Origin of the sequence: Streptomyces sp. NRRL S-31, assembly GCF_000718775.1 — a bacterium.
In the GTDB taxonomy this organism is placed as follows: Bacteria; Actinomycetota; Actinomycetes; order Streptomycetales; family Streptomycetaceae; genus Streptomyces.
Genome location: NZ_JOCB01000046.1, coordinates 20,324 through 41,113, shown reverse-complemented (window position 1 = coordinate 41,113; position 20,790 = coordinate 20,324). Strand labels below are relative to the sequence as shown.

The 20,790-nt window shown below is 74.4% G+C and carries 19 protein-coding genes and 3 pseudogenes; 11 read left to right on the top strand and 11 right to left on the bottom strand.

What is annotated here, in order from left to right:
• Positions 1-53 precede the first annotated feature (53 nt).
• Entirely contained in the window at positions 54-458 is a 405-nt protein-coding gene (locus tag IF37_RS0119380) for a 5-carboxymethyl-2-hydroxymuconate Delta-isomerase (protein ID WP_052845248.1), read from the bottom strand.
• A gap of 87 nt (positions 459-545) precedes the next feature.
• The gene (locus IF37_RS0119375; RefSeq protein WP_030743982.1) at positions 546-1,481 is read right to left on the bottom strand and encodes a LysR family transcriptional regulator; all 936 of its coding nucleotides are present in this window, start codon (positions 1,479-1,481) and stop codon (positions 546-548) included.
• A 71-nt stretch (positions 1,482-1,552) separates the two neighbouring features.
• Between IF37_RS0119375 and IF37_RS0119370 the strand changes: the two genes are divergently transcribed.
• Positions 1,553-2,506, top strand: a complete 954-nt coding sequence (locus IF37_RS0119370; RefSeq protein WP_052845246.1) for a DMT family transporter — start codon at positions 1,553-1,555, stop codon at positions 2,504-2,506.
• 135 nt (positions 2,507-2,641) lie between these two features.
• Here the strand turns inward: IF37_RS0119370 and IF37_RS0119365 are convergent, their stop codons facing one another.
• Positions 2,642-3,250 carry a pyridoxamine 5'-phosphate oxidase family protein gene (locus IF37_RS0119365; protein ID WP_367647095.1) on the bottom strand — a complete coding sequence of 203 codons (609 nt, stop codon included), beginning with the start codon at positions 3,248-3,250 and terminating at the stop codon, positions 2,642-2,644.
• Positions 3,251-3,431: 181 nt separating this feature from the next.
• The gene (locus IF37_RS0119360) at positions 3,432-4,685 is read right to left on the bottom strand and encodes a glycoside hydrolase family 88 protein (RefSeq protein WP_030743976.1); all 1,254 of its coding nucleotides are present in this window, start codon (positions 4,683-4,685) and stop codon (positions 3,432-3,434) included.
• A gap of 150 nt (positions 4,686-4,835) precedes the next feature.
• Here IF37_RS0119360 and IF37_RS45860 point away from each other — a divergent pair.
• Positions 4,836-4,979: pseudogene (locus IF37_RS45860) on the top strand (maleylpyruvate isomerase); the annotation flags it as partial.
• Positions 4,980-5,032: 53 nt separating this feature from the next.
• Here IF37_RS45860 and IF37_RS0119350 read toward each other — a convergent pair.
• Both IF37_RS0119350 and IF37_RS0119345 read right to left on the bottom strand, forming a co-directional pair.
• Entirely contained in the window at positions 5,033-5,785 is a 753-nt protein-coding gene (locus IF37_RS0119350; protein ID WP_030743973.1) for an FG-GAP-like repeat-containing protein, read from the bottom strand.
• Positions 5,786-6,013: 228 nt separating this feature from the next.
• The gene (locus IF37_RS0119345) at positions 6,014-6,910 is read right to left on the bottom strand and encodes an NAD(P)-dependent oxidoreductase (protein ID WP_030743971.1); all 897 of its coding nucleotides are present in this window, start codon (positions 6,908-6,910) and stop codon (positions 6,014-6,016) included.
• A 61-nt stretch (positions 6,911-6,971) separates the two neighbouring features.
• On the opposite strand from IF37_RS0119345, the pseudogene IF37_RS46645 reads away from it, so the two are divergent.
• Positions 6,972-7,331 (top strand): annotated as a pseudogene (locus IF37_RS46645) (hypothetical protein); the annotation flags it as partial.
• 325 nt (positions 7,332-7,656) lie between these two features.
• Here IF37_RS46645 and IF37_RS0119340 read toward each other — a convergent pair.
• The 4 genes from IF37_RS0119340 to IF37_RS0119325 all read right to left on the bottom strand — a co-directional run bounded on the left by IF37_RS0119340 (position 7,657) and on the right by IF37_RS0119325 (position 11,523).
• Complete coding sequence (locus IF37_RS0119340; RefSeq protein WP_030743969.1) at positions 7,657-8,721, bottom strand: YihY/virulence factor BrkB family protein; 1,065 nt, start codon at positions 8,719-8,721, stop codon at positions 7,657-7,659.
• A 175-nt stretch (positions 8,722-8,896) separates the two neighbouring features.
• Positions 8,897-9,502, bottom strand: coding sequence for a hypothetical protein (locus tag IF37_RS0119335; protein WP_030743967.1), 606 nt, complete (start codon positions 9,500-9,502; stop codon positions 8,897-8,899).
• Between the two features lie 216 nt (positions 9,503-9,718).
• The gene (locus IF37_RS0119330) at positions 9,719-10,489 is read right to left on the bottom strand and encodes a TIGR03943 family protein (protein ID WP_030743965.1); all 771 of its coding nucleotides are present in this window, start codon (positions 10,487-10,489) and stop codon (positions 9,719-9,721) included.
• The gene (locus tag IF37_RS0119325; protein ID WP_253915805.1) at positions 10,486-11,523 is read right to left on the bottom strand and encodes a permease; all 1,038 of its coding nucleotides are present in this window, start codon (positions 11,521-11,523) and stop codon (positions 10,486-10,488) included. The genes IF37_RS0119330 and IF37_RS0119325 overlap by 4 nt, the downstream gene beginning before the upstream one ends.
• Positions 11,524-11,756: 233 nt before the next feature.
• On the opposite strand from IF37_RS0119325, the gene IF37_RS0119320 reads away from it, so the two are divergent.
• Together IF37_RS0119320 and IF37_RS0119315 are read left to right on the top strand one after the other, a co-directional pair.
• Complete coding sequence (locus tag IF37_RS0119320; protein ID WP_052845244.1) at positions 11,757-12,614, top strand: serine hydrolase; 858 nt, start codon at positions 11,757-11,759, stop codon at positions 12,612-12,614.
• Between the two features lie 141 nt (positions 12,615-12,755).
• Positions 12,756-13,169 (top strand): SRPBCC family protein, encoded by a 414-nt coding sequence (locus IF37_RS0119315; protein ID WP_030743959.1) that lies wholly within the window; start codon positions 12,756-12,758, stop codon positions 13,167-13,169.
• 167 nt (positions 13,170-13,336) lie between these two features.
• Here IF37_RS0119315 and IF37_RS0119310 read toward each other — a convergent pair.
• Positions 13,337-13,855: pseudogene (locus IF37_RS0119310) on the bottom strand (hypothetical protein); the annotation flags it as partial.
• Positions 13,856-14,073: 218 nt separating this feature from the next.
• Here IF37_RS0119310 and IF37_RS0119305 point away from each other — a divergent pair.
• The 6 genes from IF37_RS0119305 (at position 14,074) to IF37_RS0119275 (ending at position 20,765) form a co-directional block, all read left to right on the top strand.
• Positions 14,074-14,652 carry a hypothetical protein gene (locus IF37_RS0119305; protein ID WP_030743954.1) on the top strand — a complete coding sequence of 193 codons (579 nt, stop codon included), beginning with the start codon at positions 14,074-14,076 and terminating at the stop codon, positions 14,650-14,652.
• A gap of 404 nt (positions 14,653-15,056) precedes the next feature.
• Entirely contained in the window at positions 15,057-16,553 is a 1,497-nt protein-coding gene (locus IF37_RS0119295) for a hypothetical protein (RefSeq protein ID WP_030743950.1), read from the top strand.
• A 126-nt stretch (positions 16,554-16,679) separates the two neighbouring features.
• Positions 16,680-17,768 carry a hydrogenase expression protein HypE gene (locus IF37_RS0119290; protein ID WP_030743948.1) on the top strand — a complete coding sequence of 363 codons (1,089 nt, stop codon included), beginning with the start codon at positions 16,680-16,682 and terminating at the stop codon, positions 17,766-17,768.
• 57 nt (positions 17,769-17,825) lie between these two features.
• Positions 17,826-19,619 carry a nickel-dependent hydrogenase large subunit gene (locus IF37_RS0119285; protein ID WP_030743946.1) on the top strand — a complete coding sequence of 598 codons (1,794 nt, stop codon included), beginning with the start codon at positions 17,826-17,828 and terminating at the stop codon, positions 19,617-19,619.
• Positions 19,612-20,172: a NifU family protein gene (locus IF37_RS0119280; RefSeq protein WP_030743944.1), complete on the top strand. Its 561-nt coding sequence runs from the start codon at positions 19,612-19,614 to the stop codon at positions 20,170-20,172. Before IF37_RS0119285 ends, IF37_RS0119280 begins: the two co-directional genes overlap by 8 nt.
• Positions 20,169-20,765, top strand: coding sequence for a DUF5947 family protein (locus IF37_RS0119275; RefSeq protein WP_030743941.1), 597 nt, complete (start codon positions 20,169-20,171; stop codon positions 20,763-20,765). The genes IF37_RS0119280 and IF37_RS0119275 overlap by 4 nt, the downstream gene beginning before the upstream one ends.
• Positions 20,766-20,790 lie beyond the last annotated feature (25 nt).

The window sequence follows — 20,790 nt, the reverse complement described above, 5'->3', positions numbered from 1 at the left end:
CACACCTGGCGCATCCGGCCGCACGGCACGGCGAGCCCGCACGGCGCACCTGATCAGCGCGTCCGCGCCGCGATCAGCCCCTCACCGCCCGTGCCCGTCGCCGTGTGCACGGACGACAACCGGTAGGTGCCGGCCAGTTCCCGCACCTCGACCGAGCACACCACGTCCGGCACACCGGCCGCCCGCAGATGTCTGCCGAGCAGCGCCAGGGCGCTCTCGGACAGCCGGGCCTTCTGCGCCTCGGGCCGGCCGGACAGGAGGCCCACCTCCAGGTGCACGAACCCGGACCGGCCGCTCGACATGTCTCCGACGTAGGTCTCCGCCGTCCGGACGAGCGTCTTGCAGACGCCCGCGGAGCCGGACTCCGCCAGGACCAGCGGGTGCAGCTCCCGCACGAGGGCGCTCGCGTCGAGGACACCGGCCAGGTGGGAGGAGTAGTCGAGGGTGAGGTGCGGCATGCGGGACCTTTCACACAATGCTAGTTACTCAAGGCAACTATTTTCGCCCATGGCAGTCGCGAGGGCGTCGGGGACCCTCGGCCGGGGTCACAGCGCGGCGGGGTGACCTGCCGCCGCCCGGGCCAGCAGGGAGCACAGGAGGTGGATGTCGGGCCTGCGGGCGGTGCCCGAACGGCTCACCGCGAAGACGGTCCTGCTGACCGGCACGGCCAGCGGGTGCAACCCGACGCCACGGGTGTCGTCCGGGACGGCGAGCAGGGGGGCCAGCGCGACCCCCGCACCCGCCGCCACCAGGGACGTCAGCACGGCGAAGTCGCTGCTGCGGACACGGACCTCCGGGACGAAGCCGGCGGCGCCGCAGGTGCGCTGGATCATCTCGTAGCAGGAGGTGTCCGGCCCGGGCGTCAGCCAGGACTCGTCGGCGAGGTCGGCGAGGTCCACCGCCTCCCCGGGAGCCAGCCCCAGTCGTGCCGCGTGGTCCGGACGGAGCAGGGCCACGACGGGGTCCTGCATGAGGACTTCCTGTTCGCTGCCGGAGGGGAAGTCGCGCGGCAGGACGGTGTAGCCGTGCACGACGGCCATGTCGACCTCCCGCTTGCGCAGCGCGTCCAGCGCCTGGTCGGGTTCGAGCACGGTGAGGTCGAGGGTGAGCAGCCGCGACCATTCGCCGTCCTCCTCGGCGAGCGCCCGGTACACGGCCGGCAGCAGCGTGCGGGCGGCCGAGGCGAACGCGGCGACCCGGACCTGGCCCCGGCGGCCCCCGCGCAGCGCGGCGAGGTCGGACTCCGCGGCGGCGAGGTCGCCGAGGACGACCTCCGCGTGCGCCACCAGCAGTTCGCCCGCGGTGGTCAGACGCAGGGTGCGCCCGTGCTTCTCCACGACGGGCATGCCGGCCTCGCGCTCCAGCACGGCCAGTTGCTGGGAGACCGCCGGCGCGGTCAGATGCAGGGCTTCGGCCGCCGCCGCCACGGTGCCGTAGGTCGCGAGGTGGTGCAGGATCCGGAGCCGGCGTACGTCAAGCATCATTCCATCTTACGCTTTACATAAAGAAAGCTAACTGGACCTTCTTGTTTCCGTGTCGGCATCGTAGAGGGATGCGTTCAAGGTTCGCCTCCCCTCGCTTTCTGGCCCTGGCCGGCACGGTCGTGCTGTGGGCGTCCGCGTTCCCGGCGATCCGGGTGGGTGTCGCCGGGCTCGGCCTGGCGGCTCTCTCGTTTCTCCGCCTGGCCATCGCGGCCGTCGCCCTGGTCGCCGTCGCGCCGTTCGCCCGGGTCCGCGTGCCGAGGAGGGGCGACCTCCCCCAGATCGCCCTGTGCGGGCTCGCCGGCATGACCGCCTACCAGGTCCTGCTGAACTGGGGTGAGATCCATGTGGAGGCGGGCACCGCCAGTCTGCTGATCGCCGTCGCCCCCGTCTTCAGCGTCCTGCTCGGCAGCGTCTTCCTGGCCGAGCGCCTGACCCGGAACGTCATCACCGGCAGCGTCATCGCCCTCACGGGCACCGCCGTCGTCACCCTGAGCGACGGGGTGTCCGGGTTCACCGCCGCCTCACTGGTGGTCCTGGCCGCAGCGGTCGTCCAGGGCGTCTACCACTTCGCCTCGAAACCGCTGCTGCGGCGGTACACCGGCCTGGAGGTCGCGACGTACGCCATGATCGCCGGTACGGTGTTCGCACTGCCGCTGGTGCCGGCGACGATCCGCGCCACGGTCCACGCTCCGGCCGACGCCCTGTGGGCCGTCGTCTTCCTGGGACTGCTGCCCTCCGCGCTGGGCTTCGTCATCTGGGGCTACGCCGTCGCCCGCCTCCCGCTCGCCGTGTCCACCGGCGCGCTGTACCTGGTCCCGCCCGTCGCCCTGTTCGTGTCCTTCGTCTGGCTCGGCGAGGTGCCGCACCCGGTCGAACTGCTCGGCGGCGCCGTCGTCGTGGCCGGGGTGGTCCTGATCAACCGCCGTCGCGCCACGGGAGCGGAGCCCCCGGCCACCGCCGGACGCGCCGGCGACGGTGCGGGCACGCGCGAGCACACCGGGCCGGCCTCCGTACGCGGCTGACCGCACGGCGCACGGGCGCACCGCCGCACCGCCGCACCGCCTTACCGCCTCACCGGCCACCGGGGAGCGGGCGGAGGAGGAGCGAGAACCCGCCCCGCCCGGGCCGCCGAGCGGCCAGGCGGGGCGGGATCCGGTTCAGTCCCGTAAGCCGAGCCGCGACCGCAGATCGCGGTTCTCCTCCTCCAGCCGCACGATGCGGTCGTACACCCGCTCCAGCGCGCCCGCCAGTTCGGCCTCGGTGAAACGGGGGGTGATGTGGCGGTTGCAGTTCCAGGCGAGGCCCTCCACCTTCACCACCATCAGCCACTCCTCGCGCCCCTCCGTGCGGGTCTCCCCCGACCGGCCCGGCAGGTCCGAGAACTCGGCAGCGTCCCTCATTTCGGCCCGACCGAATACTTTCAGCCGGGTGCGGTGTGCGTAATCCATGAAGAACAGCGACACCCGGTCATTGCCGCGAAGATTTCCGGCCGTGATGTACTGGCGATTTCCGCGCACATCGAGGAAGGCCAGGGTGGCGTCGTCCAGGACGTGCACGAATCCCGGCGGGCCGCCGCGGAACTGGATGTACGGCCATCCCGTTTCGCCCACGGTGGCGAGATAGAAGCCGTCGCGGTCCCCGATGAATTCCGCCTCGACGGGGCCCATGCGGTCGGCACGCCCGGTCTCTCCGGGCAGCATCCGCTCCATGGCGGAGGCGCTTCCGCGTTCTTCCTGGACACTGCGGACGTTGCGGGTGAAGGCCACCTGGGCGTATCGGCTCATGCGACGCCCCTCCATTTCGGGGAAAAGCAGCTCGGCATCGGGGAAGAGCAGTGAAGAACAGCTTAGTTCCCGTCAGCGGCGGCCAGGTCCGATTACGGACACACCCCGACATCACCCCGGCCTCGACCTCCCCCCCTGCCGTGGCATCGCTTTTCCCGCGCCGTCACCCCCGCCGCGACAGATCGATCGCCCGGTCGGCCTCCTCGGGACGCAGTACGCGCAGGATGCCTTCGAGCAGGTAGTAGTCGGCGTAGGGCAGCGAGATCTCGATCCCGTCCTCGGCCGGGCGGTTGCGGGTGCAGCGGGCGACGACCGCCTCGGCGCGGGCCGAATTCCTCGTCAGACAGGTCTCCGAGAGCGCGGTGAGCACACGCAGCGCCACGTCCCGGTAGACGTGCCTGCCGGTCGCCGCGTGCAGGTCGAGCAGACCGCACGCCATCACGGCCCCGGCGGAGGCGTCCTTGATGTCGTGCGGCTGCTGCGGCGCGCGGTAGTCCCAGACGGGGACGTGGTCCGGGGTCAGGGCCCCGATGGCGTAGTCGGCGAGTTTCCGCGCGGTGTCCCGGAACCGCGCCTCGCCGGTCCTGCGGTACATGGTGGTGAACCCGTAGATGCCCCACGCCTGTCCACGGGACCAGCAGGAGGCGGGGCTGTAGCCCTGCACCGTGCCGGGGCCGAGGGGGGCGCCGGTGTCCGGGTCGAAGTCGAACACGTGCGGGGTGGAGCCGTCCGGGCGGGGGAAGACGCGCCCGGTGGTCCGCGCGTGCTCCACGGCGATGTCCAGATACGTGTCGTCGCCGGTCTGCCGGCTCGCGAACGCCAGCAGATCGAGGTTCATCATCGTGTCCATGATGACCCGGCCCGCGTTGGCGGTGTCCGTGAGCGCGCCCCACGCCCGGATGTACCTCCCGCGCGGGTTGTACCGCCGGATCAGGGAGTCCGCCGCCCGGATCGCCCCCGTCCGCCACTCGTCGTCGCCGGTCAGGCGCCAGGCGGTGACCCACGAGGGGTAGAAGAGGAAACCGAGGTCGTGCGTGCTCGTGTCGTACTGGCGGGGCGCGAGGGCGCGGGCCGACTCGATCGCCCGCGCGCGGAAGGAGTCGTCCCCGCTGTGGAGCCACGCCATCCACAGCGTTCCGGGCCAGAAGCCGCCGACCCACTCCCCGGTCCGCGAGTACGTCCACTTCTCGAACCTGGTCCCGACCGGGAAGCCGGTGACGCCGGGTGCCACGGCGCGGACCTTCTCCACGGCGTAGTCCGCCGCCGCCCGGAGGGTCTTCAGGGCCGCTCCCGCCTCCCGCCGGTCGACGGCTCCGGCGGGAGGCGCCGCGGACGCGCCCTCGGCCGGCACCGCGGACGCGGCCACGGCCGCCGTACCGGCCGCCGTGGCCAACAGCGCACGCCGGGAAACGCTCATGCTCGTCCTCCAACTCCGCCGCACCCAGAAGAAGTTGCCCGGAGCTTCGCACACCGCGCTCGGGCATGTACACCCACGTGTGCAAGGTTCATGAACATGAATGGCCGGACCGGCACCGGAGGGCGGAACCGGTCCGGACGGGCGCTGCCGGAGGCGATCGCCGGGGCGGCCTTCCCCGCCTCGTGGTCCGACCGGTACGCGCTGCGGATCGGTACGGGACGGCGTCCCCCGACCGGCGCCGAACGGGCCGCATCGGGCCCGCCGGCCGGGAGGCTGCCGTTCGTCCTCGGGTGAGCGCGGGGTGGACGGCCGGTGGCCGGGGCCGCGGCCGGGGCCGTCCCGGTGTCTCAACCGGCCGTTCCCCCGCTTCCGCAGGCCGGGTAGAAGGGCGTGAGGCCCGCGTGCGGCAGGGTGGCCGGGGGGTGGTAGCCGGTGCTGCCGGCGTCCGTGGTGTACGTACGGGTGTCCGCCGCGAGTCCGGTGTGCGGGTCGCCGAGGCGGGCCTGGGTCTCGTACGAGCCGTCACCGGAGTACGTGTACGCCACCAGGTCGGGATACCGGTCGTGGTCGTAGTCGGCCACGGCGATGTCCCGTGTGGCTCCCAGGTCCAGCGGGACGACCCGCCGGCTGCGGCCGGTGTCCGAGAAGGGCCCCAGCCGCAGCTCGGCCACGCGGGGCGGGACCGGGTCGTCGCCGCGCTGCCCCTCCCCCGCGACGACGACCAGATCGCTCCAGCCGTCACGGTCGAAGTCCGCCACGGCGGCGCTCACGTACTCCTGCCGGCCCCCCGTGCGGTCGGCGAGTCCACGCGCCGGGACGGCCGCGCCACGGGCCGAGCCGCTGCCGAAGGTGATGGTCAGGAGGGCGCCGCGGTGGGACGGGTCGGTGATCCGGTCCGGGTGGCCGTCGTCGTTGACGTCGGCGACCAGGTCGCCGGACCCGGTCAGGCACGCGGTGACGGCGGACGGCGCGGCCGGGGGCGGCGGGGGCTCCCCCAGGGAGTCCTCGCAGCCGGCGAAGAGCAGCAGGCCGGCCACAGGCAGGGTCGCGCGGATGAGGTGCCGCGACCGGGGAGGATCGTCGTGTCCACGCTCAGCCATGGGCAGCGATCATAGCCACCGGGCGGCCCGGGCGCGGTGACGGTGACCGTGACCGTGACCGTGACCGTGACCGTGACGGTGACGGTGGCGGTGGCGGTGACGGTGGCGGTGAAGAACGGCCGGCGCGGTCGGACCCGCTCCGGACCGTCCCGGAGGAACCGGCGCGGCAGGCGCCCCGCGGCCCGGCCGCCGCCCGGTGGGGCGGCACCGGACCACGCGGGACCCCGGTCAGGCGGAGGGGCCGCCGGCGGGGCCGAAACTGGCGAAGTAGGCGGCGGCCATGTCCTCGTCGGCGTGGCCCAGCGCGGCGGCGCGCTCCAGCCGCTCCGCGCCGGCGGCGGCCACGTCCAGCCGCACCCCGTGTTCCTCGCCCGCACGGACGATGAGCCGGGCGTCCTTCACGGCCGTGGCCACCGTGAACTGGGGCGGGGTCAGCCGGTCCTCGAGGATGAGCGCCGACTTGGCGTGCAGGTACCCCATGTCGAGCGGGCCGCCGCCGATGGCGTCGAAGAAGTTCCGCGGGTCGACGTCGAGCGCCTGCGCCAGGGCCAGCACCTCGCCGACCGCGGCGGTGGCCGCGATGACCCAGCTGTTGGCGACCAGCTTCAGACGGGTCGCGGAGCCGGCCGCGCCGTCCTCGCCGGTCCACACCGTACGGGCGCCGACCGCGTCGAACACCGGGGTCACGGCGGCGCGGTGTTCGGCCGGCCCCGCGGCGAGGACGAGCAGTTGGCCGGCCTCGGCCGGCTGGCGGGTGCCCAGCACCGGCGCGTCGAAGAAGACGAGGTCGTGCTCGCGGGCGAAAGCGGCCAGGTCGCCGATGGCTTCGACACCGGCCGTGGTCGACTGGGCCCAGGCGGCGCCCGAGCGCAGCGCCGGGGCGGCCTCGCGCATCACGTCCAGGGCGGCCGGGCCGTCGTAGAGCATGGTCAGGACGACGTCGGCGCCGTCGACGGCCTCGGCGGGCGTGCCGGCGACCTGCGCGCCGTCGGCGGCGAGCGGTTCGGCCTTGGCACGGGTGCGGTTCCAGACGCGGACGGTGTGTCCGGCCCGCACCAGGTTGCGGGCCATCGCGGCGCCCATGATGCCGGTGCCCAGGACGCTCACGGTGGGTGTGTCGGTCATGACGTCAACTTCCTGAAGGTAGCGGTGCTGTGCGGTCCGGAGGCGTCCCGCGGACCGGCGGGTGCGCCTTCTCGCCGAGGATACGGAGCCGGCCGCCGCACCGATCTTCCACCCGCCGGACGTACCGGCACGCCGACCCGCCCACCCGGCGCGCCGCCGGGACCGGGGCACTCGACGGGCGGCCTCGATTTCACCGGCCGTCCCGCCGGAACCTCCGTACGGTGACCCGGTGACGACTCGGGTGATCGCTCACGACGGCGGTTCCGGCGCGGGCGGGTCCGGGCTCGCGCGCTGTCTCCGGGCCGTACTCCCGGACGCCTGGCCAAAGTTCGGTATCGACGGGTTCGCCGACGCGCTCCCGGCGCGGTTGCGAGGCGCGGACGGCGGGATCGAGTCCGGCGCGGACGGCTCGGTGCGGGTCGGGGAGGACTTCCGGGCGCCGGAGGCGGCCCGGCGGGAGGGGGTCGCGGCGACGGCGCGCGGACTCCGGGGCCGGCGTCGACGACGTCTTCCTCGGCGGGACGGCCTCCCGGCGGCGGTGGCGCGAGGCCCTGGACGGACTGTCCGGGCTGTGGGTCGGTGTCCGGTCAGACCCCGTGGTCGCCGCGGGCCGTGGGATCGCCCGTGAAGACGGGGCGCGGTGTCATGCCGTCAGCCTGGCCCACGGACACCCGGCAGCGCCAACGGCTCGGAGCGCGCCGGCGCGTCCCCGGCGGGACGGCGTCGGCGTCCCAAGGACGCCCGCGTCAGCTCTCGTCCAGGCGCCGCACGTCCTCCTCGTCCCACTTCCTGGTGTCGCGGGGCTCGGTGTAGGGCTCGGCCCGGGGCGGATGGCCGCCCGCGATGGCCCGCTGCCGTACGGTCTCCGCGTCGAACTCCAGGCCCAGCAGGATGGCCAGGTTGGTGATCCACAGCCAGATCAGGAAGACGATGACGCCGGCCATCGTGCCGTAGGTCTTGTTGTAGGAGGCGAAGTTGGCGACGTAGAAGGCGAAGCCGGCGGAGGCCGCCATCCAGATCAGCAGGGCGAGGAAACTGCCGGGCGTCAGCCACACGAAGCCCTTGACCTTGGCGTTCGGGGTCGCCCAGTACAGGATCGCGATCATGACGACGACGAGCAGGACCAGCACCGGCCACTTGGCGATCGACCACGCGGTCAGCGCCGTGTCGCCCATGCCGAGCGCCCGCCCCGCGCGCCGGGCCAGTCCTCCGGTGAAGACCACGATCAGTGCGCCGGCCACGGCGAAGACCATCAGTACGACGGTGACGCCGACGCGCACCGGGAGGATCTTCCACACCGGGCGGCCCTCCGGCATGTCGTACACGGCGTTGGCGGCGCGGATGAATGCCGCGACGTAGCCGGACGCCGACCACACGGCCAGTACGAGGCCGAGCACGGCCACGAGCGAGCCGGTTCCGGCGCTGCCCTGGAGTTGCTCCACGGACCGGGTGACGATGTCCCGGGCGGGGCCGGGCGCCAGGTTGCGCAGGTTGGCCAGCACCCGGTCCGTGGCCGACCGGCCGGCCACGGCCAGCAGGGAGACCAGCACCAGCAGAGCCGGGAACAGGGACAGGACCGCGTAGTAGGTGAGCGCGGCGGCCCGGTCGGTCAGCTCGTCGTCCCGGAATTCGCGCAGTGAGCCCTTGAGCACCGCGACCCACGCGTGCCGGGGCAGCTTGACCGGGTTGTCCGGTGCCTGTCGTTCGACCTCGGGGCCGGGTCCGGCCTCCTCCGGCTCCGGTATTCTCCGCGCCGCGGTCTCGTCGGCGTCCTGCCGGTGGTGTCGCCTGGGTACGTGCAACTTCGCCATGTCGGCCGGGTATCCCGGCGGGGCGTCCTCACGCCCCCCGCCTGCGGATCAGTCGCCGGGCGGGCCGCGTCACGGCCGGTCGGCGGCCGGGCCCCCGGTCGCGGCGTCGGGCCGGCCCGGCGGGTGGGCGGCGTCGGCGGGTCCGGCGGCGACGCGCCCCGGCCGTGGCCGTCGGTCAGCCCCTGCCCCCTCCGCTGAGGTTCCCCCAGCGGGGGCCGATCTGCTTCCATTCCGCGTCCCACTCGGCCATGCGCCGTCGGATCAGCCGGTTGCGGACCAGCCGGCCCGCGCCCCACACCACCGCGCCGGCCGCCGGGGCGACGAGGACACCGGCGAGCGCCGACTGGAGGTCGGCCGCCGCACCGGTGACGGGGGCGGGCACGACGCGGTCCGCCTGGTTCGTCCACACCGTCACGCGGCTCCCGGCGGGAGCGCCCGGCACCACCCTCGCCCGGTCGGTGTGCGCCGCGCCGTGCTCGTCCGTCCACCGCACGGCGGCCCACACCCGTCCGTCGTCGTAGCCGCTGCCGGCCGCGGTGGCCCGCGCCGTGTCGTCGGTGAGCACGGCGGACACGGGGTGCGCACGGGCCAGGCGCGCGGTGAACGCCGACTGGGAGGCGTGGACCGCGACCAGACCCGCGACGGCCGCGACGAGCAGGGCCAGCGCCCAGCCGGCGAGCACGATCCAGGCCTCGACGACATCGCTGCGCCGCTTGAGCGGGTTGCGCCGCCACCGCCACAGCCGCACCCGGGTGACCGTCGTGGGAGGTGTCCGCGTCATCGTCACCGCCTCCTTACGCACCGGCGGCACGCACCGGCGGCCCGGGACCGGGACGGACCCGTGGCGGCCCGGATTGGTCCCGGAGCGAGCGTCACCCCACCATCGTGCACCCCTCGGCGCCGGTCGTCCGTCCGAACGGGGGAAGGCTCGGAGAAGCCCCGGGGAAAGGCCCGGACAAGGCCCGATGGCGGCCTGCGGAAGGCCCGGAGGAAGGGCCTAGGAAGGAGTCAGCGGCAGGTCGTCGGTGAAGGCGTTCACCGGCTGGGCGATGGGGGTGGCCTCCCTGACGTCGAGGGCGGCCTCCGCGGTCCGAGTGCCCAGGGTGCCCCTCGGGTGCCAGGTGCCGGTCACCGCGAGCCACGCGTCGGCGGGCGGCGTCCGCCCGCCGTACACGCGCACCTTGACCGTCTGCGAGTCGGCCGCGCAGCAGGAGAAGACGATGCGGGTCAGGTACCAGCCGCCGGCCTCGCCGGCCGGGGTGACGAAGCCCGTGAGCCGTACGGTGCGGCCCGCGACGGCCCGGCTGCGGTCCTGCCGGACGCGCTGGGTGAATTCCGTGAGGGTCAGCGGCACGGGCGAGGTCGCGGGCAGGGAGGCGAACCGCTTCTGCGGGGCGACCGGTTTGTCGTTCGCCCGGGCCGCGGTGTAGGCGCCGAGCGCGGGCGGGGCGTGGAAGAGCAGGCTGGCCGCGGGGAGGAACAGCAGCCAGGCGATACGCGGGGTGCCGGTGTGGTCGTGCCCGTGCCCGGCATCCTGTCCGTGCCCGCCGCCGTCGGGGCCGTGCCCGGGGGCCGGCCCGGAGCTGTGACGGCCGTCGCGAGTGATCGCGGCGGCCAGGCCGAGCAGCAGCAGGACCGCGCCGGACACGATCAGCGGCGGGCGCAGTCCGGACTTGACGTAGCGCAGGTAGGTGTCGGTGAAGAGGGCCGCGTGCAGCAGGCCGGTGCCGGTCAGGGTCAGCAGCAGGGTCTGGACGGGGCGTCTCACAGCAGCGCGCCTCCGGTCAGCACGGCGGTGGCGACCGCCACGACGGTGGTCGCCGTGCAGAAGCGCCAGGCGAAGGCCCGGCCGAAGGTGCCCGCTTGCAGCGCGATCAGCTTCAGGTCGACCATCGGGCCGACCACCAGGAACGCGAGCCGGGCGGTGGGCGAGAAGCCGGTGAGGGAGGCCGCGACGAACGCGTCGGCCTCGGAGCAGACGGCCAGCAGCACGGCGAGGCCCGCCAGGAAGAGCACCGACAGCCACGGCGAGCCGGAGAAGGCGTCGAGGACGGAGCCCGGCACGGCGACGTTGAAGGTGGCGGCGGCCATCGCGCCGAGCACCAGGAAGCCGCCCGCGTGCAGGAAGTCGTGCTGGAAGCCGAGCCGGAACTCGGTCCAGCGGCTGTGGCCGTGCCGGTGGCCGGTGTGCCGCCGGCGCAGCAGGGGGCGCAGCCACTCCTCCTTGCCGAGCCAGAGCCACAGCCAGCCCATCACGGCCGCCGTGACCAGGGAGGCGGTCAGCCGGGCGGCGACCATCGCGGGGTCGCCCGGGAAGGCGACGGCGGTGGCCGTGAGCACCACCGGGTTGATCGCCGGCGCGGAGAGCAGGAAGGCGAAGGCGGCGGCCGGGGGCACGCCCCGGCGGATCAGACTGCTCGCGACGGGCACGGAGGCGCACTCGCAGCCCGGCAGCACCGCGCCGGCGGCCCCGGCGACCGGTACGGCGAGGGCGGCCCGTCTCGGCAGCACCCGGGTGAACAGGTCGGCGGGCACGAAGGCGTTGATGGCGCCGGACAGGGCGGTGCCGAGGAGCAGGAAGGGGAGCGCCTGGACCGTGATGGCCAGGCAGACGGTGCGCCAGGCCTGGACGGCCGGACGGTCCAGCCACGGGGCGCCGGCCGTCAGGAGCACGGCCGTGGCACCCGCGGTGAGCGCGAGGGCGGCGCCGAGCGCCCACGGCCGGATGCGGCGCGCGGGCGGGCCGAGGGGAACGGCGGCCACGCCCTCCGCCACACCGACCGGTTCGTCCATTCTTTCCATCATCGCTCCGGATGTCGGTGTCCGGCCGACGATAGGCGAGGAGGGCGGCCCGGCCGCGCGTACACGCCGCCGTGACGGCGACGCGGGCGGCGTGATGCGCCCCATCGGGGGTCCCGGCCCCCCGCCGTGCCGCCGCTCGCCGTCGGTGGCTCTTCTCACATTCGGGGCGAAAAGGGGCCGAAGGTGACGGGCGCCACGCCGTCCGGCGCGTGTCTTGTCTAGGTTCTTGACCCATGTCGTCCCGCCTCTCCCGCACCGCATGGACCAAGGCCGGCGCCCTGGTGGCCTCGGCGACCGCTCTGTTCTCCGCCGGCCTGTCGCACCCCGCCCCGGCGGCGGCCGCCTCCGGGGCGCCGGCCGGCGGGACCCCGGCGCACGCCACGGCGGCCGTGCTCGACCTGGACGGCACCGGCCGCACCGTGGTGCGCGGCGACGACCGGGTGTACGACACCGCCAGCATCGTCAAGGTCGACATCCTCGCCGCGCTGCTGCTGCGGGCGCAGGACGAGGGGCGGCAGCTCACCGGGCGGGAACGGGACCTCGCCGAGCCGATGATCCGGAGCAGCGACAATGCGGCGGCCGACACGCTGTGGCGGCGGATCGGCCGGGCCCCGGGGCTGGCCGCGGCCAACGAGCGGCTGGGCCTGACCTCGACGACGGGCGGCCCCGGCGGCAAGTGGGGGCTGACCCGGACGACCGCGAGCGACCAGGTCAGGCTGCTGCGGGCGGTGTTCGGCTCCGGCGGCACGGCGCACGCCGGCTCCGGCGGGCTCGACGCGGCCTCCCGCGCCTACGTCCGCACCCTGATGACGCGGGTCGTGCCCGAGCAGAGCTGGGGCGTCTCCGCGATCGGGGGCGCGGGCTCCCGGGCGCTGAAGAACGGCTGGCTGGAGCGGACCACCACGGGGCTGTGGGATGTGAACAGCGTCGGCCAGGTCACCGTGCGGGGGCACCGGTACCTGGTCGCGGTCCTGTCGGACGGGAGCGCGTCGATGGGCGACGGGGTGTCCCTGGTGGAGCGGACGGCACGCGCGGCGATGGGCGACGGGGTGTCCCTGGTGGAGCGGACGGCACGCGCGGCGATGGGCTGAGGGCTCCCGACGAGCCGGTGCGCCCATCCCTCGGTGACGAGGCCGGCGCCCGGTGGAATCGCCCCTTCCCGCCGCTTTTCGGGTGCCCGGGACGGGGCACGCGGTCGGGGTACGACTCCCGACCCGAGGGACGGTGCCACGATGGCCGAGTACGAACGTTCCCGCACGATGCCCGCGCAGCCCGAGCACGTCTTCGACCAGGCGGCCAACGCCGCCCAGCTCGACGCCTGGCTCCCGGACGCCCTGCACGTGGACGTCGAGGACCCGCCCGCCGTGACCGTGCACGAGGACCGCTCCGGCCAGGACATGCCCGCCCTGCTGCGGTCCGCACCGGACCAGATGCGCCTGGAGTGGGGCACCCGCGGCCAGGGCGTCTACGCCGGTTGGCTCCAGGTGGCGGGCATCGGCAGCGGCGCCAGCGAGGTGACCGTGCACCTGTCCTTCTTCGACGAGGGCCACGACCCGGGCGAGCGGGCGGCGTGCGACGCCCTGGACGGCAGTCTGCGGCGGCTGGAGGAACAGGTCCGCCTGCGGGTGGACCACACGGCCGGCTGACGTGCCGGGCGCCCCGCGCTGGTACCCGCTGCGGCTGACCACGCCGGTCAAACGGCACGTGTTCGGCGGGCGGGTCCTCGCCGACCGGCTGGGCCGCACCGGGCTGCCGCCCGGCCCGGTCGCCGAGACCTGGGAGGTCAGACCTCCAGGGCCGTCCGGTAGCCCGGCCGGGCGGCGCCGAACGGCTGCCGGCCGCTGTCGGCCACCAGGTCGTCGGCGCGGGCCAGGCGGCCGAGCAGCGCCTGTTCCACGGCCTCGTCGTGGGCGTCCTCGTACCAGAGGGCGCCGCCGGCCGGTACGGCGAGCAGGAGCACGCCGAGCAGCAGCGCGAGGGGCGCGCCGCCCGGCCGGACGAGCGGGGTGCGCAGTCCGGCGAGCCCGCCGTGGACGGCTGCCGCCGCCGGCGGCACGGCGTAGCCGGCGACCGCGGCCGCGGGAACGCCGTCGGCGTCCGCGGGGAGCGCGACGAGGAGGAGGGCGCCGGTCGCCGCCCAGCAGACGGCCATCGGCAGCCGGCGGCGCAGCAGGGCGTACCCGAGTCCGAGACCGCTCAGGTTGAGCAGGGCGACCGCGACGGCCCGCCGGGCGTCGGGCGGTGCGGGCGGCGGGTTCACCGGGCGGGGTGGCGGCCCCGGCGGCGGCGGTCCGCCGAACCCCTGGCGCGGACCGTACGGACCTTCGGACATGACGGCTCCCCCCGGTCAACTCCGCCCGAATATAGGAGGATTGGCAGTGTACGGGTGCGGGCGCCGGGCGGACAGGCACCCGGACGGGCGGCCCTCGCCGGATGGTCCGGGACCGGGTTCCGGCCCGCTTTCGGACCCTTTTCCCCGTCCGTGGTCCAGGCGGGTGTCCGGTCGCCGATGATGGGCGGGACGTAGCCGGCGAGGGGTGGGAGGCGGCCGTGGGCTGGAGGACCGAGGAATTCGGGGAGTCCCACGAGGGCATCGTGGGGGCCGTCCTGGACGACGGCAGCGAGCCGAAGCCCGCGTACCTGGACACCGGCGGCGGTCCGGGGACGTACCGGACCAGCGAGTGGTGGGCGTACGACGGCGGCGGGGGCAGGCCCAGGGCGGCCGGGGCGCGCGCCTCGTGCAGCTGCGGCTGGCGCGGGCCGAGCGTGCCCGTGCCGTGGGGCGGGCCGGCCGGGGACGGCCTGGAGGACCTGGACGTCTCGGGGCCGCACCGGGACTGGACCGAGCACGTCCGTACGGTCGAGCGGCGGACGGTGCCGCTGCCGGAGGACCTGGCCCAGCTGCTGGCCGCCCTGGAGGAGAAGCTGCTGGCGCTGGCGGAGGACGCGCCGGCCGCCGCCCTGCGCGCCGTCACCGCGCTGGACCGGCTGGGCCGGCGCGCCGGCCGGGAGGCGGCGTGCATGATCGACGAGGACGACGGCCACCGGTGGGAGGCGCTGGGCCGGGCCCTGGGCATCGGCGCGGACCGGGCGCGGTCGCTCGTCACCCGGTACCTGCCGCCGCACTGACCCCGGCCCCGCCAAGCGCGCACCGGCTCCCCACGCCGATTCGCGGCACGGGCCCGGACCACGCTCCGGCACGCTCGACCAGGTGGGTGACGTCCGGTGGTCGCCGGGCGGCCCGGCGACCGGCCGAGCGCCGTCGCCGTCGCCGTCGCCGTCGCCGAAGGGTACGGCACCACCCGCACGCCCCGGTCCGCCGACCGGTCACGGGGTGACCGTGGCGTGCGCACCGGCCGCCGGCCGGGTTCCCGTCGTACGGAGCGGACGGGCCCGGGGCCGCCACTGACCGGGGCCCTGCCGCGCGGCCTCCCCTGTCCGGCCCAATGACGGTGCGCCGGAGGGGCGGGCGGCCGTGACCGGTGTGACCGTGGGGAGGGAACCGCGGACGCACGAGTGGCGAGGAGCAGGGCATGGTCGACCAGGTCGCCGAGGACTGGGCGCGGCTCGGTGCCGTGGCGGACGCCGTGCTGTACGAGGGGTATCTGCTCTACCCGTACCGCCGGTCCTCGGTGAAGAACCGGGTCCGCTGGCAGTTCGGCGTGCTGCTGCCCCGCAACTGGGTGGAGCGGGGCGGACCGGTCACGCCGGGCATCTCCGGTTCCGCCGACTCCTGGTACCAGCGGACCGAGTGCCTGCTGCGGGTGCGGAGCGCGGACCCGGTCGTACGGGTGCGGGTGCGGTACCTGCACCTCCAGCGCAAGCAGGTGGAGGCGGCCGGCGGGGACGCGGGGTACCGCCCGGTCGAGTCGCTGCGGACGGCCGACGGGGTGACCCGGCTGTCGTTCGAGGAGGCGGTGCCCCGGGAGACCGAGCTGGTGCTGGACCTGGCGGAGCTGCTGCGGGGCGGGCGGACCGCCGACGTGGGGGCGCCCGCCGGGGCGGAGTACGAGCCGCTGCCGGCTGGGGCGGGACGGATCGTGCGGCGGCGCCGGGAGGTGCGGGCGCGCACGACGGTGCTGGCCGAGCCGCTGGCCCCGGGGCTGTACCGGCTGTGCGTGCGCACCGAGAACACCGGCGAGGCGGCGGACCCCGGGGAGCCGCGGGGCGCGGTGCTGGGGCAGGCGCTGCTCGCCGCGCACACCCTGCTGGCCGCGGACGGCGCCGAGTTCGTGTCACCGGCCGATCCGCCGGCCTCTCTGGCCGGGCAGGCGCGCGGCTGCCGCAACGCCTTCACCTTCCCCGTGCTCGGCGGGGCCCCGCCGGAGTCCGGCGACGGCGACGGGGCGACGGGCCCGCTGCTGCTCTCCGCGCCGATCATCCTCCCGGACCATCCCCAGGTGGCGCCGGAGAGCCCGGGCGACCTGCACGACGCGGCGGAGATCGACGAGATCCTCACCCTGCGCACGATGCTGCTGACCGACGAGGAGAAGGCCGAGGCCCGGGCCACCGACGCACGGGCCGCGCGGATCCTCGACCGGGTGGAGACCATGCCCCGGGAGGTCTTCGAGCGGCTGCACGGCACCATCCGCTCCCTGGCCCCCTCCCGGCCGCCGGAGCCGGACCGGCCCGCCTGGTGGCAGGAGGGCGGCGACGACGGTCTCTCCCCGGCCACCGACACCGTGTCCGTGGCCGGGGTGCCGGTGGGCGCCGGCAGCCGGGTGCGGCTGTGTCCGCGCGGCCGGGGCGCCGACGCCCAGGACATGTTCCTGGACGGGCGGAGCGCGCGGGTCGCCGCGGTCTTCCACGACGTGGGCGGTGATGTCCACCTGGCCGTCACCGTGGACGACGATCCCGCCGCCGAACTGCACGGCTGGTACGGCCGGTTCCACTACTTCCGGACCGACGAGGTGGAGCCGCTCGGCGGCGCGGACGCGCCCGGCCCGCCCGGCCCGCCGCGGCCGGGGGCCCCGCGGCCCGCGCGTCCGGCCGACCGGCCGGAGGGGGAGCGGTCCGATGCGCACGCCTGACACGGCGGCGCACCGCGACCGGGCGGCCGCCCCCGGCCGGAGACCCGCACCGACCCTCGCGGCCCCCTCGGCCGCGGCCCAGACCGTTCCCCGAGACCGCGACCGGCTGCAACGGAGGCCCCGGACATGACCACACAGAGCGGTACCACCGACGTACGCGGCGAGCCCGGCCGGGCCGAGGCGCGCGACGGCTTCGACGAGATCACCATCCTCTGGATCTCGGAGGGCATGAGCTGCGACGGCGACACCGTGTCGCTGACCGCGGCGGGCCAGCCGTCCATCGAGGACGTGGTGCTCGGGCTCATCCCGGGCCTGCCGAAGGTGAACCTCGTCAACAAGGTGCTGTCGCCGAGCCTGGGCGGCGAGGACTTCCTCGCCCCGTACCGGGCGGCGGCACGCGGCGAGCTGGAGCCGTTCATCCTCGTCATCGAGGGCTCGATCCCGAACCAGAACATCATCGAGGGCGACGGCTACTGGACGTCGTTCGGCAACGACCCGGAGACCGGTCAGCCGCAGACGCTGAACGAGTGGATCGACCAACTGGCCCCGAAGGCCTGGGCGGTGGTGGCGGCCGGGACCTGCGCCACGTTCGGCGGCATCCACGCGATGGCCGGCAACCCGACCGGCTGCATGGGGCTCGCGGATTACCTGGGCTGGGATTTCACGGCGCGCTCGGGACTGCCGGTGGTCAACGTGCCCGGCTGTCCGATCCAGCCGGAGAACTTCATGGAGACGCTGGTCTGGACGCTCCAGCACGCCGCCGGCACCGCTCCCCCGCCTCCGCTGGACCACATGCTGCGTCCGCAGTGGCTGTTCGGGAAGACCGTGCACGAGGGCTGCGACCGGGCCGCGTACTACGAGCAGGCCGACTTCGCGGTGGACTACAACTCCCCCAAGTGCCAGGTGAAGGTCGGCTGCTGGGGCCCGGTCGTCAACTGCAACGTGCCCAAGCGCGGCTGGATGGGCGGCATCGGCGGCTGCCCGAACGTCGGCGGCATCTGCATCGGCTGCACGATGCCGAGCTTCCCCGACGCCTTCATGCCGTTCATGGACGAACCCCCGGGCGGCACACTGTCGTCGCTGGTGATCCGGCCGTACGGGGCGGTCGTCCGGCGGCTGCGCGGCCTGACCAACGACATGGTGAACCACGAGCCCAAGTGGCGCCACAACAAGCAGAAGCTGACCAGTGGTTACGACCCCCACTGGCGTGCCTGACGCCGACTCCCCCACCCACACACCCGTTGACACCCACAGCGAGGGGCACCACCGCAGATGACCACCACCGCCTCCCGGCCGGCCGAGCGCAAACCGGCCCAGATCGTCGACATGTCCTGGGATCCGATCACCCGGATCATCGGCAACCTGGGGATCTACACGAAGATCGACTTCGCCAACCGGGAAGTCGTGGAGTGCCACAGCACCTCGTCGCTGTTCCGCGGCTACTCGGTGTTCATGAAGGGCAAGGACCCGCGTGACGCCGGGTTCATCACCTCGCGGATCTGCGGCATCTGCGGCGACAACCACACCACCTGCTCCAACTACGCCCAGCAGATGGCCTACGGCGTCAAGCCGCCGAAGCTGGCCGAGCACATCACCAACCTGGGCGAGGCGGCGGAGTACATCTTCGACCACACGCTCTTCCAGGACAACCTGGTCTTCGTGGACTTCTGCGAGGCGATGGTCAAGGCCACCAACCCCGGTGTGCTGGCCCGCGCCGAGCGCACCGACGCGCCCCGCGGGGACGTCCACGGCTACCGGACCGTCGCCGACATCATGAGGGCCTTCAACCCCTTCGAGGGCGAGGTCTACAAGGAGGCGCTGAAGGTCAGCCGGATCACCCGGGAGATGTTCTGCCTGATGGAGGGGCGGCACGTGCACCCCTCCACGCTGTACCCGGGCGGGGTCGGCACGATGCCGCAGCCGAACACCTTCACCGACTACCTCAGCCGGCTGATGCGGGTCATCGACTTCATCAAGAAGGCGGTGGCGATGAACGACGACGTCTTCGACTTCTTCTACGAGGCGCTGCCCGGCTACGAGGAGGTCGGCAGGCGCCGCGTCCTGCTGGGCTGCTGGGGCGCCTTCCAGAACCCGGACGTGGTCGACTACCGGTACGCGACGATGAACGAGTGGGGCCGGGCGATGTACGTCACCCCGGGCGTCATCGTGGACGGGCAGCTCGTCACCAACAACCTCGTCGACATCAACCTCGGCCTGCGCATCATGCTGGGCAGCTCGTTCTACGAGGACTGGGTGAACGAGGACCCGTTCGTCACCCGCGACCCGCTGGGCAACCCCGTCGACATGCGGCACCCGTGGAACCAGACCACGGTGCCGGTGCCGCAGAAGCGGGACTTCGCGGGCAACTACAGCTGGGTGATGAGCCCCCGCTGGCAACACCCGGCGACCGGGGAGCACCTGGCCCTCGACACGGGCGGCGGGCCGCTCGCCCGGCTGTGGTCGACCGCGCTGAGCGGTCTGGTCGACACGCCGTACGTGCAGACGACGGGCGGCGGCATCCGGATCACCCTGCCCCGGGGCGAGAAGCTGCCGGAGACCACCCTGGAGTGGCGCATCCCGAAGTGGAGCAACACCCTCGAACGGGACCGCGCCCGGCCGTACTTCATCGCCTACGCCGCCGCCATGGCCCTCCAGTTCCTGGAGGAGTCGATGCGGATGCTCCAGAGCGGCGACACGAAGGTGTACGAGAACTTCGAGGTGCCGGACGAGTCGATCGGCTGCGGCTTCCACGAGGCGGTGCGCGGGGTCCTCTCGCACCACCTGGTGATCCGGGACAAGAAGATCGCCAACTACCATCCCTACCCGCCGACCCCGTGGAACGCCAGCCCCCGGGACATCTACGGCACCCCGGGCCCGTACGAGGACGCCGTGCAGGGGCAGCCGATCTTCGAGGAGAACGGGCCCGACGACTTCAAGGGCGTCGACATCATGCGCACCGTGCGCAGCTTCGACCCGTGTCTGCCGTGCGGGGTCCACATGTACATGGGCAAGGGCAAGACCCTGAGCACGGTGCACTCGCCGACGTACGGAGCCGGTCATGGCTGACGCGGCCGGACGGCTGGCGGACCCGGCGGTGGAGGCGCGCCTCGCCCGGCTCGACGAGGTGCTGGCAGCGCTGGAGGCCACGCCCGGACCGGCGCTGGAGGCGGTGCGGCTGCTGACCGAGGTCTATGGCGAGGCCCTGGCGCGGGTGCTGGACGACGCCGGGGAGGCGCTGCGGGAGCGGCTGGCCGGGGACGAGTTGCTCGGGCATCTGCTGGTGCTGCACGACATCCATCCCGAGCCGCCCGAGCGCCGGGCCGCCCGTGCGGTGGAGAGGCTGGCGCCGGCGGTGCGCGAGGGCGGCGGTGACCTGGAGTGGGCCGGTGTCGAGGGCCGGGTGGCGCGGGTGCGGCTGAGCGGCGGCGGAGGCGGTGGCTGCGGGGCCGGGTGCGGCGGCGGATCGGCCGACGTGTCCGGGGCCGTGCGGGCGGCCGTGCTCGCGCTGGCCCCGGAGCTGGAGTCGGTCGAGGTGGTGACCGCGGAGCGCCGGCCGGCTCCCGCGTTCGTGCCGCTGACCACGATCAGGCGGCGGGCCGTGCCGCAGGAGACGCGGTGAGCGTGGACGGGGCGCTCGCCCGGGTGATCCGCTCCGCCGCCGGCCGCGCGGCGCGGGCCGATGCCGAGGTCTGCGAGCTGTGCGCGGCCCGCGTCCCCGAGGACCACCCCCATCTGTACGACACCGGGGCCGACGAGGTGCGGTGCGTGTGCCGTCCCTGCTCGGTGCTGTTCGCCGACGACGGGGCGGGCGAGGGCCGCTACCGGCTGGTGCCCCGGCGCCGGCTGCGGCTGCCGCCGGTCGACACGGCGGTGCTGGGGGTACCGGTGGGGCTGGTGTTCTTCGTGCCGCGGTCGGACGGCACGGTCACCGCCGAGGGGCCGAGTCCGGCCGGGGCCATGCGGTGGGAGGTGGACGCGGCGGCCTGGCGGCGGCTGGCCGACGCGGTTCCCCGGCTCGCCTCCGTGGCACCCGATGTGGAGGCGCTGCTGGTGAACACCGTGCGGGGCCTCGACGAGCACTGGATCGTGCCGGTCGACGACTGCTACCGGATGATCGCCCTGGTCCGCCGCGAGTGGCGTGGGCTGTCCGGTGGCGGGCGGGTCTGGCCGGCCGTAGAACAGTTCTTCAGGGAGCTGACCGAACGGTCCTGAGACGGGACCCGGAAGGAGAGCGGAC

Coding starts and splice junctions, on each gene's coding strand:
- IF37_RS0119380 (WP_052845248.1), bottom strand. CDS start 458: ATGCCGCACCTCACCCTCGACTACTCCTCCCACCTGGCCGGTGTCCTC.
- IF37_RS0119375 (WP_030743982.1), bottom strand. CDS start 1,481: ATGCTTGACGTACGCCGGCTCCGGATCCTGCACCACCTCGCGACCTAC.
- IF37_RS0119370 (WP_052845246.1), top strand. CDS start 1,553: ATGCGTTCAAGGTTCGCCTCCCCTCGCTTTCTGGCCCTGGCCGGCACG.
- IF37_RS0119360 (WP_030743976.1), bottom strand. CDS start 4,685: ATGAGCGTTTCCCGGCGTGCGCTGTTGGCCACGGCGGCCGGTACGGCG.
- IF37_RS0119350 (WP_030743973.1), bottom strand. CDS start 5,785: ATGGCTGAGCGTGGACACGACGATCCTCCCCGGTCGCGGCACCTCATC.
- IF37_RS0119345 (WP_030743971.1), bottom strand. CDS start 6,910: ATGACCGACACACCCACCGTGAGCGTCCTGGGCACCGGCATCATGGGC.
- IF37_RS0119340 (WP_030743969.1), bottom strand. CDS start 8,721: ATGGCGAAGTTGCACGTACCCAGGCGACACCACCGGCAGGACGCCGAC.
- IF37_RS0119335 (WP_030743967.1), bottom strand. CDS start 9,502: ATGACGCGGACACCTCCCACGACGGTCACCCGGGTGCGGCTGTGGCGG.
- IF37_RS0119325 (WP_253915805.1), bottom strand. CDS start 11,523: ATGGAAAGAATGGACGAACCGGTCGGTGTGGCGGAGGGCGTGGCCGCC.
- IF37_RS0119320 (WP_052845244.1), top strand. CDS start 11,757: ATGTCGTCCCGCCTCTCCCGCACCGCATGGACCAAGGCCGGCGCCCTG.
- IF37_RS0119315 (WP_030743959.1), top strand. CDS start 12,756: ATGGCCGAGTACGAACGTTCCCGCACGATGCCCGCGCAGCCCGAGCAC.
- IF37_RS0119295 (WP_030743950.1), top strand. CDS start 15,057: ATGGTCGACCAGGTCGCCGAGGACTGGGCGCGGCTCGGTGCCGTGGCG.
- IF37_RS0119290 (WP_030743948.1), top strand. CDS start 16,680: ATGACCACACAGAGCGGTACCACCGACGTACGCGGCGAGCCCGGCCGG.
- IF37_RS0119285 (WP_030743946.1), top strand. CDS start 17,826: ATGACCACCACCGCCTCCCGGCCGGCCGAGCGCAAACCGGCCCAGATC.
- IF37_RS0119280 (WP_030743944.1), top strand. CDS start 19,612: ATGGCTGACGCGGCCGGACGGCTGGCGGACCCGGCGGTGGAGGCGCGC.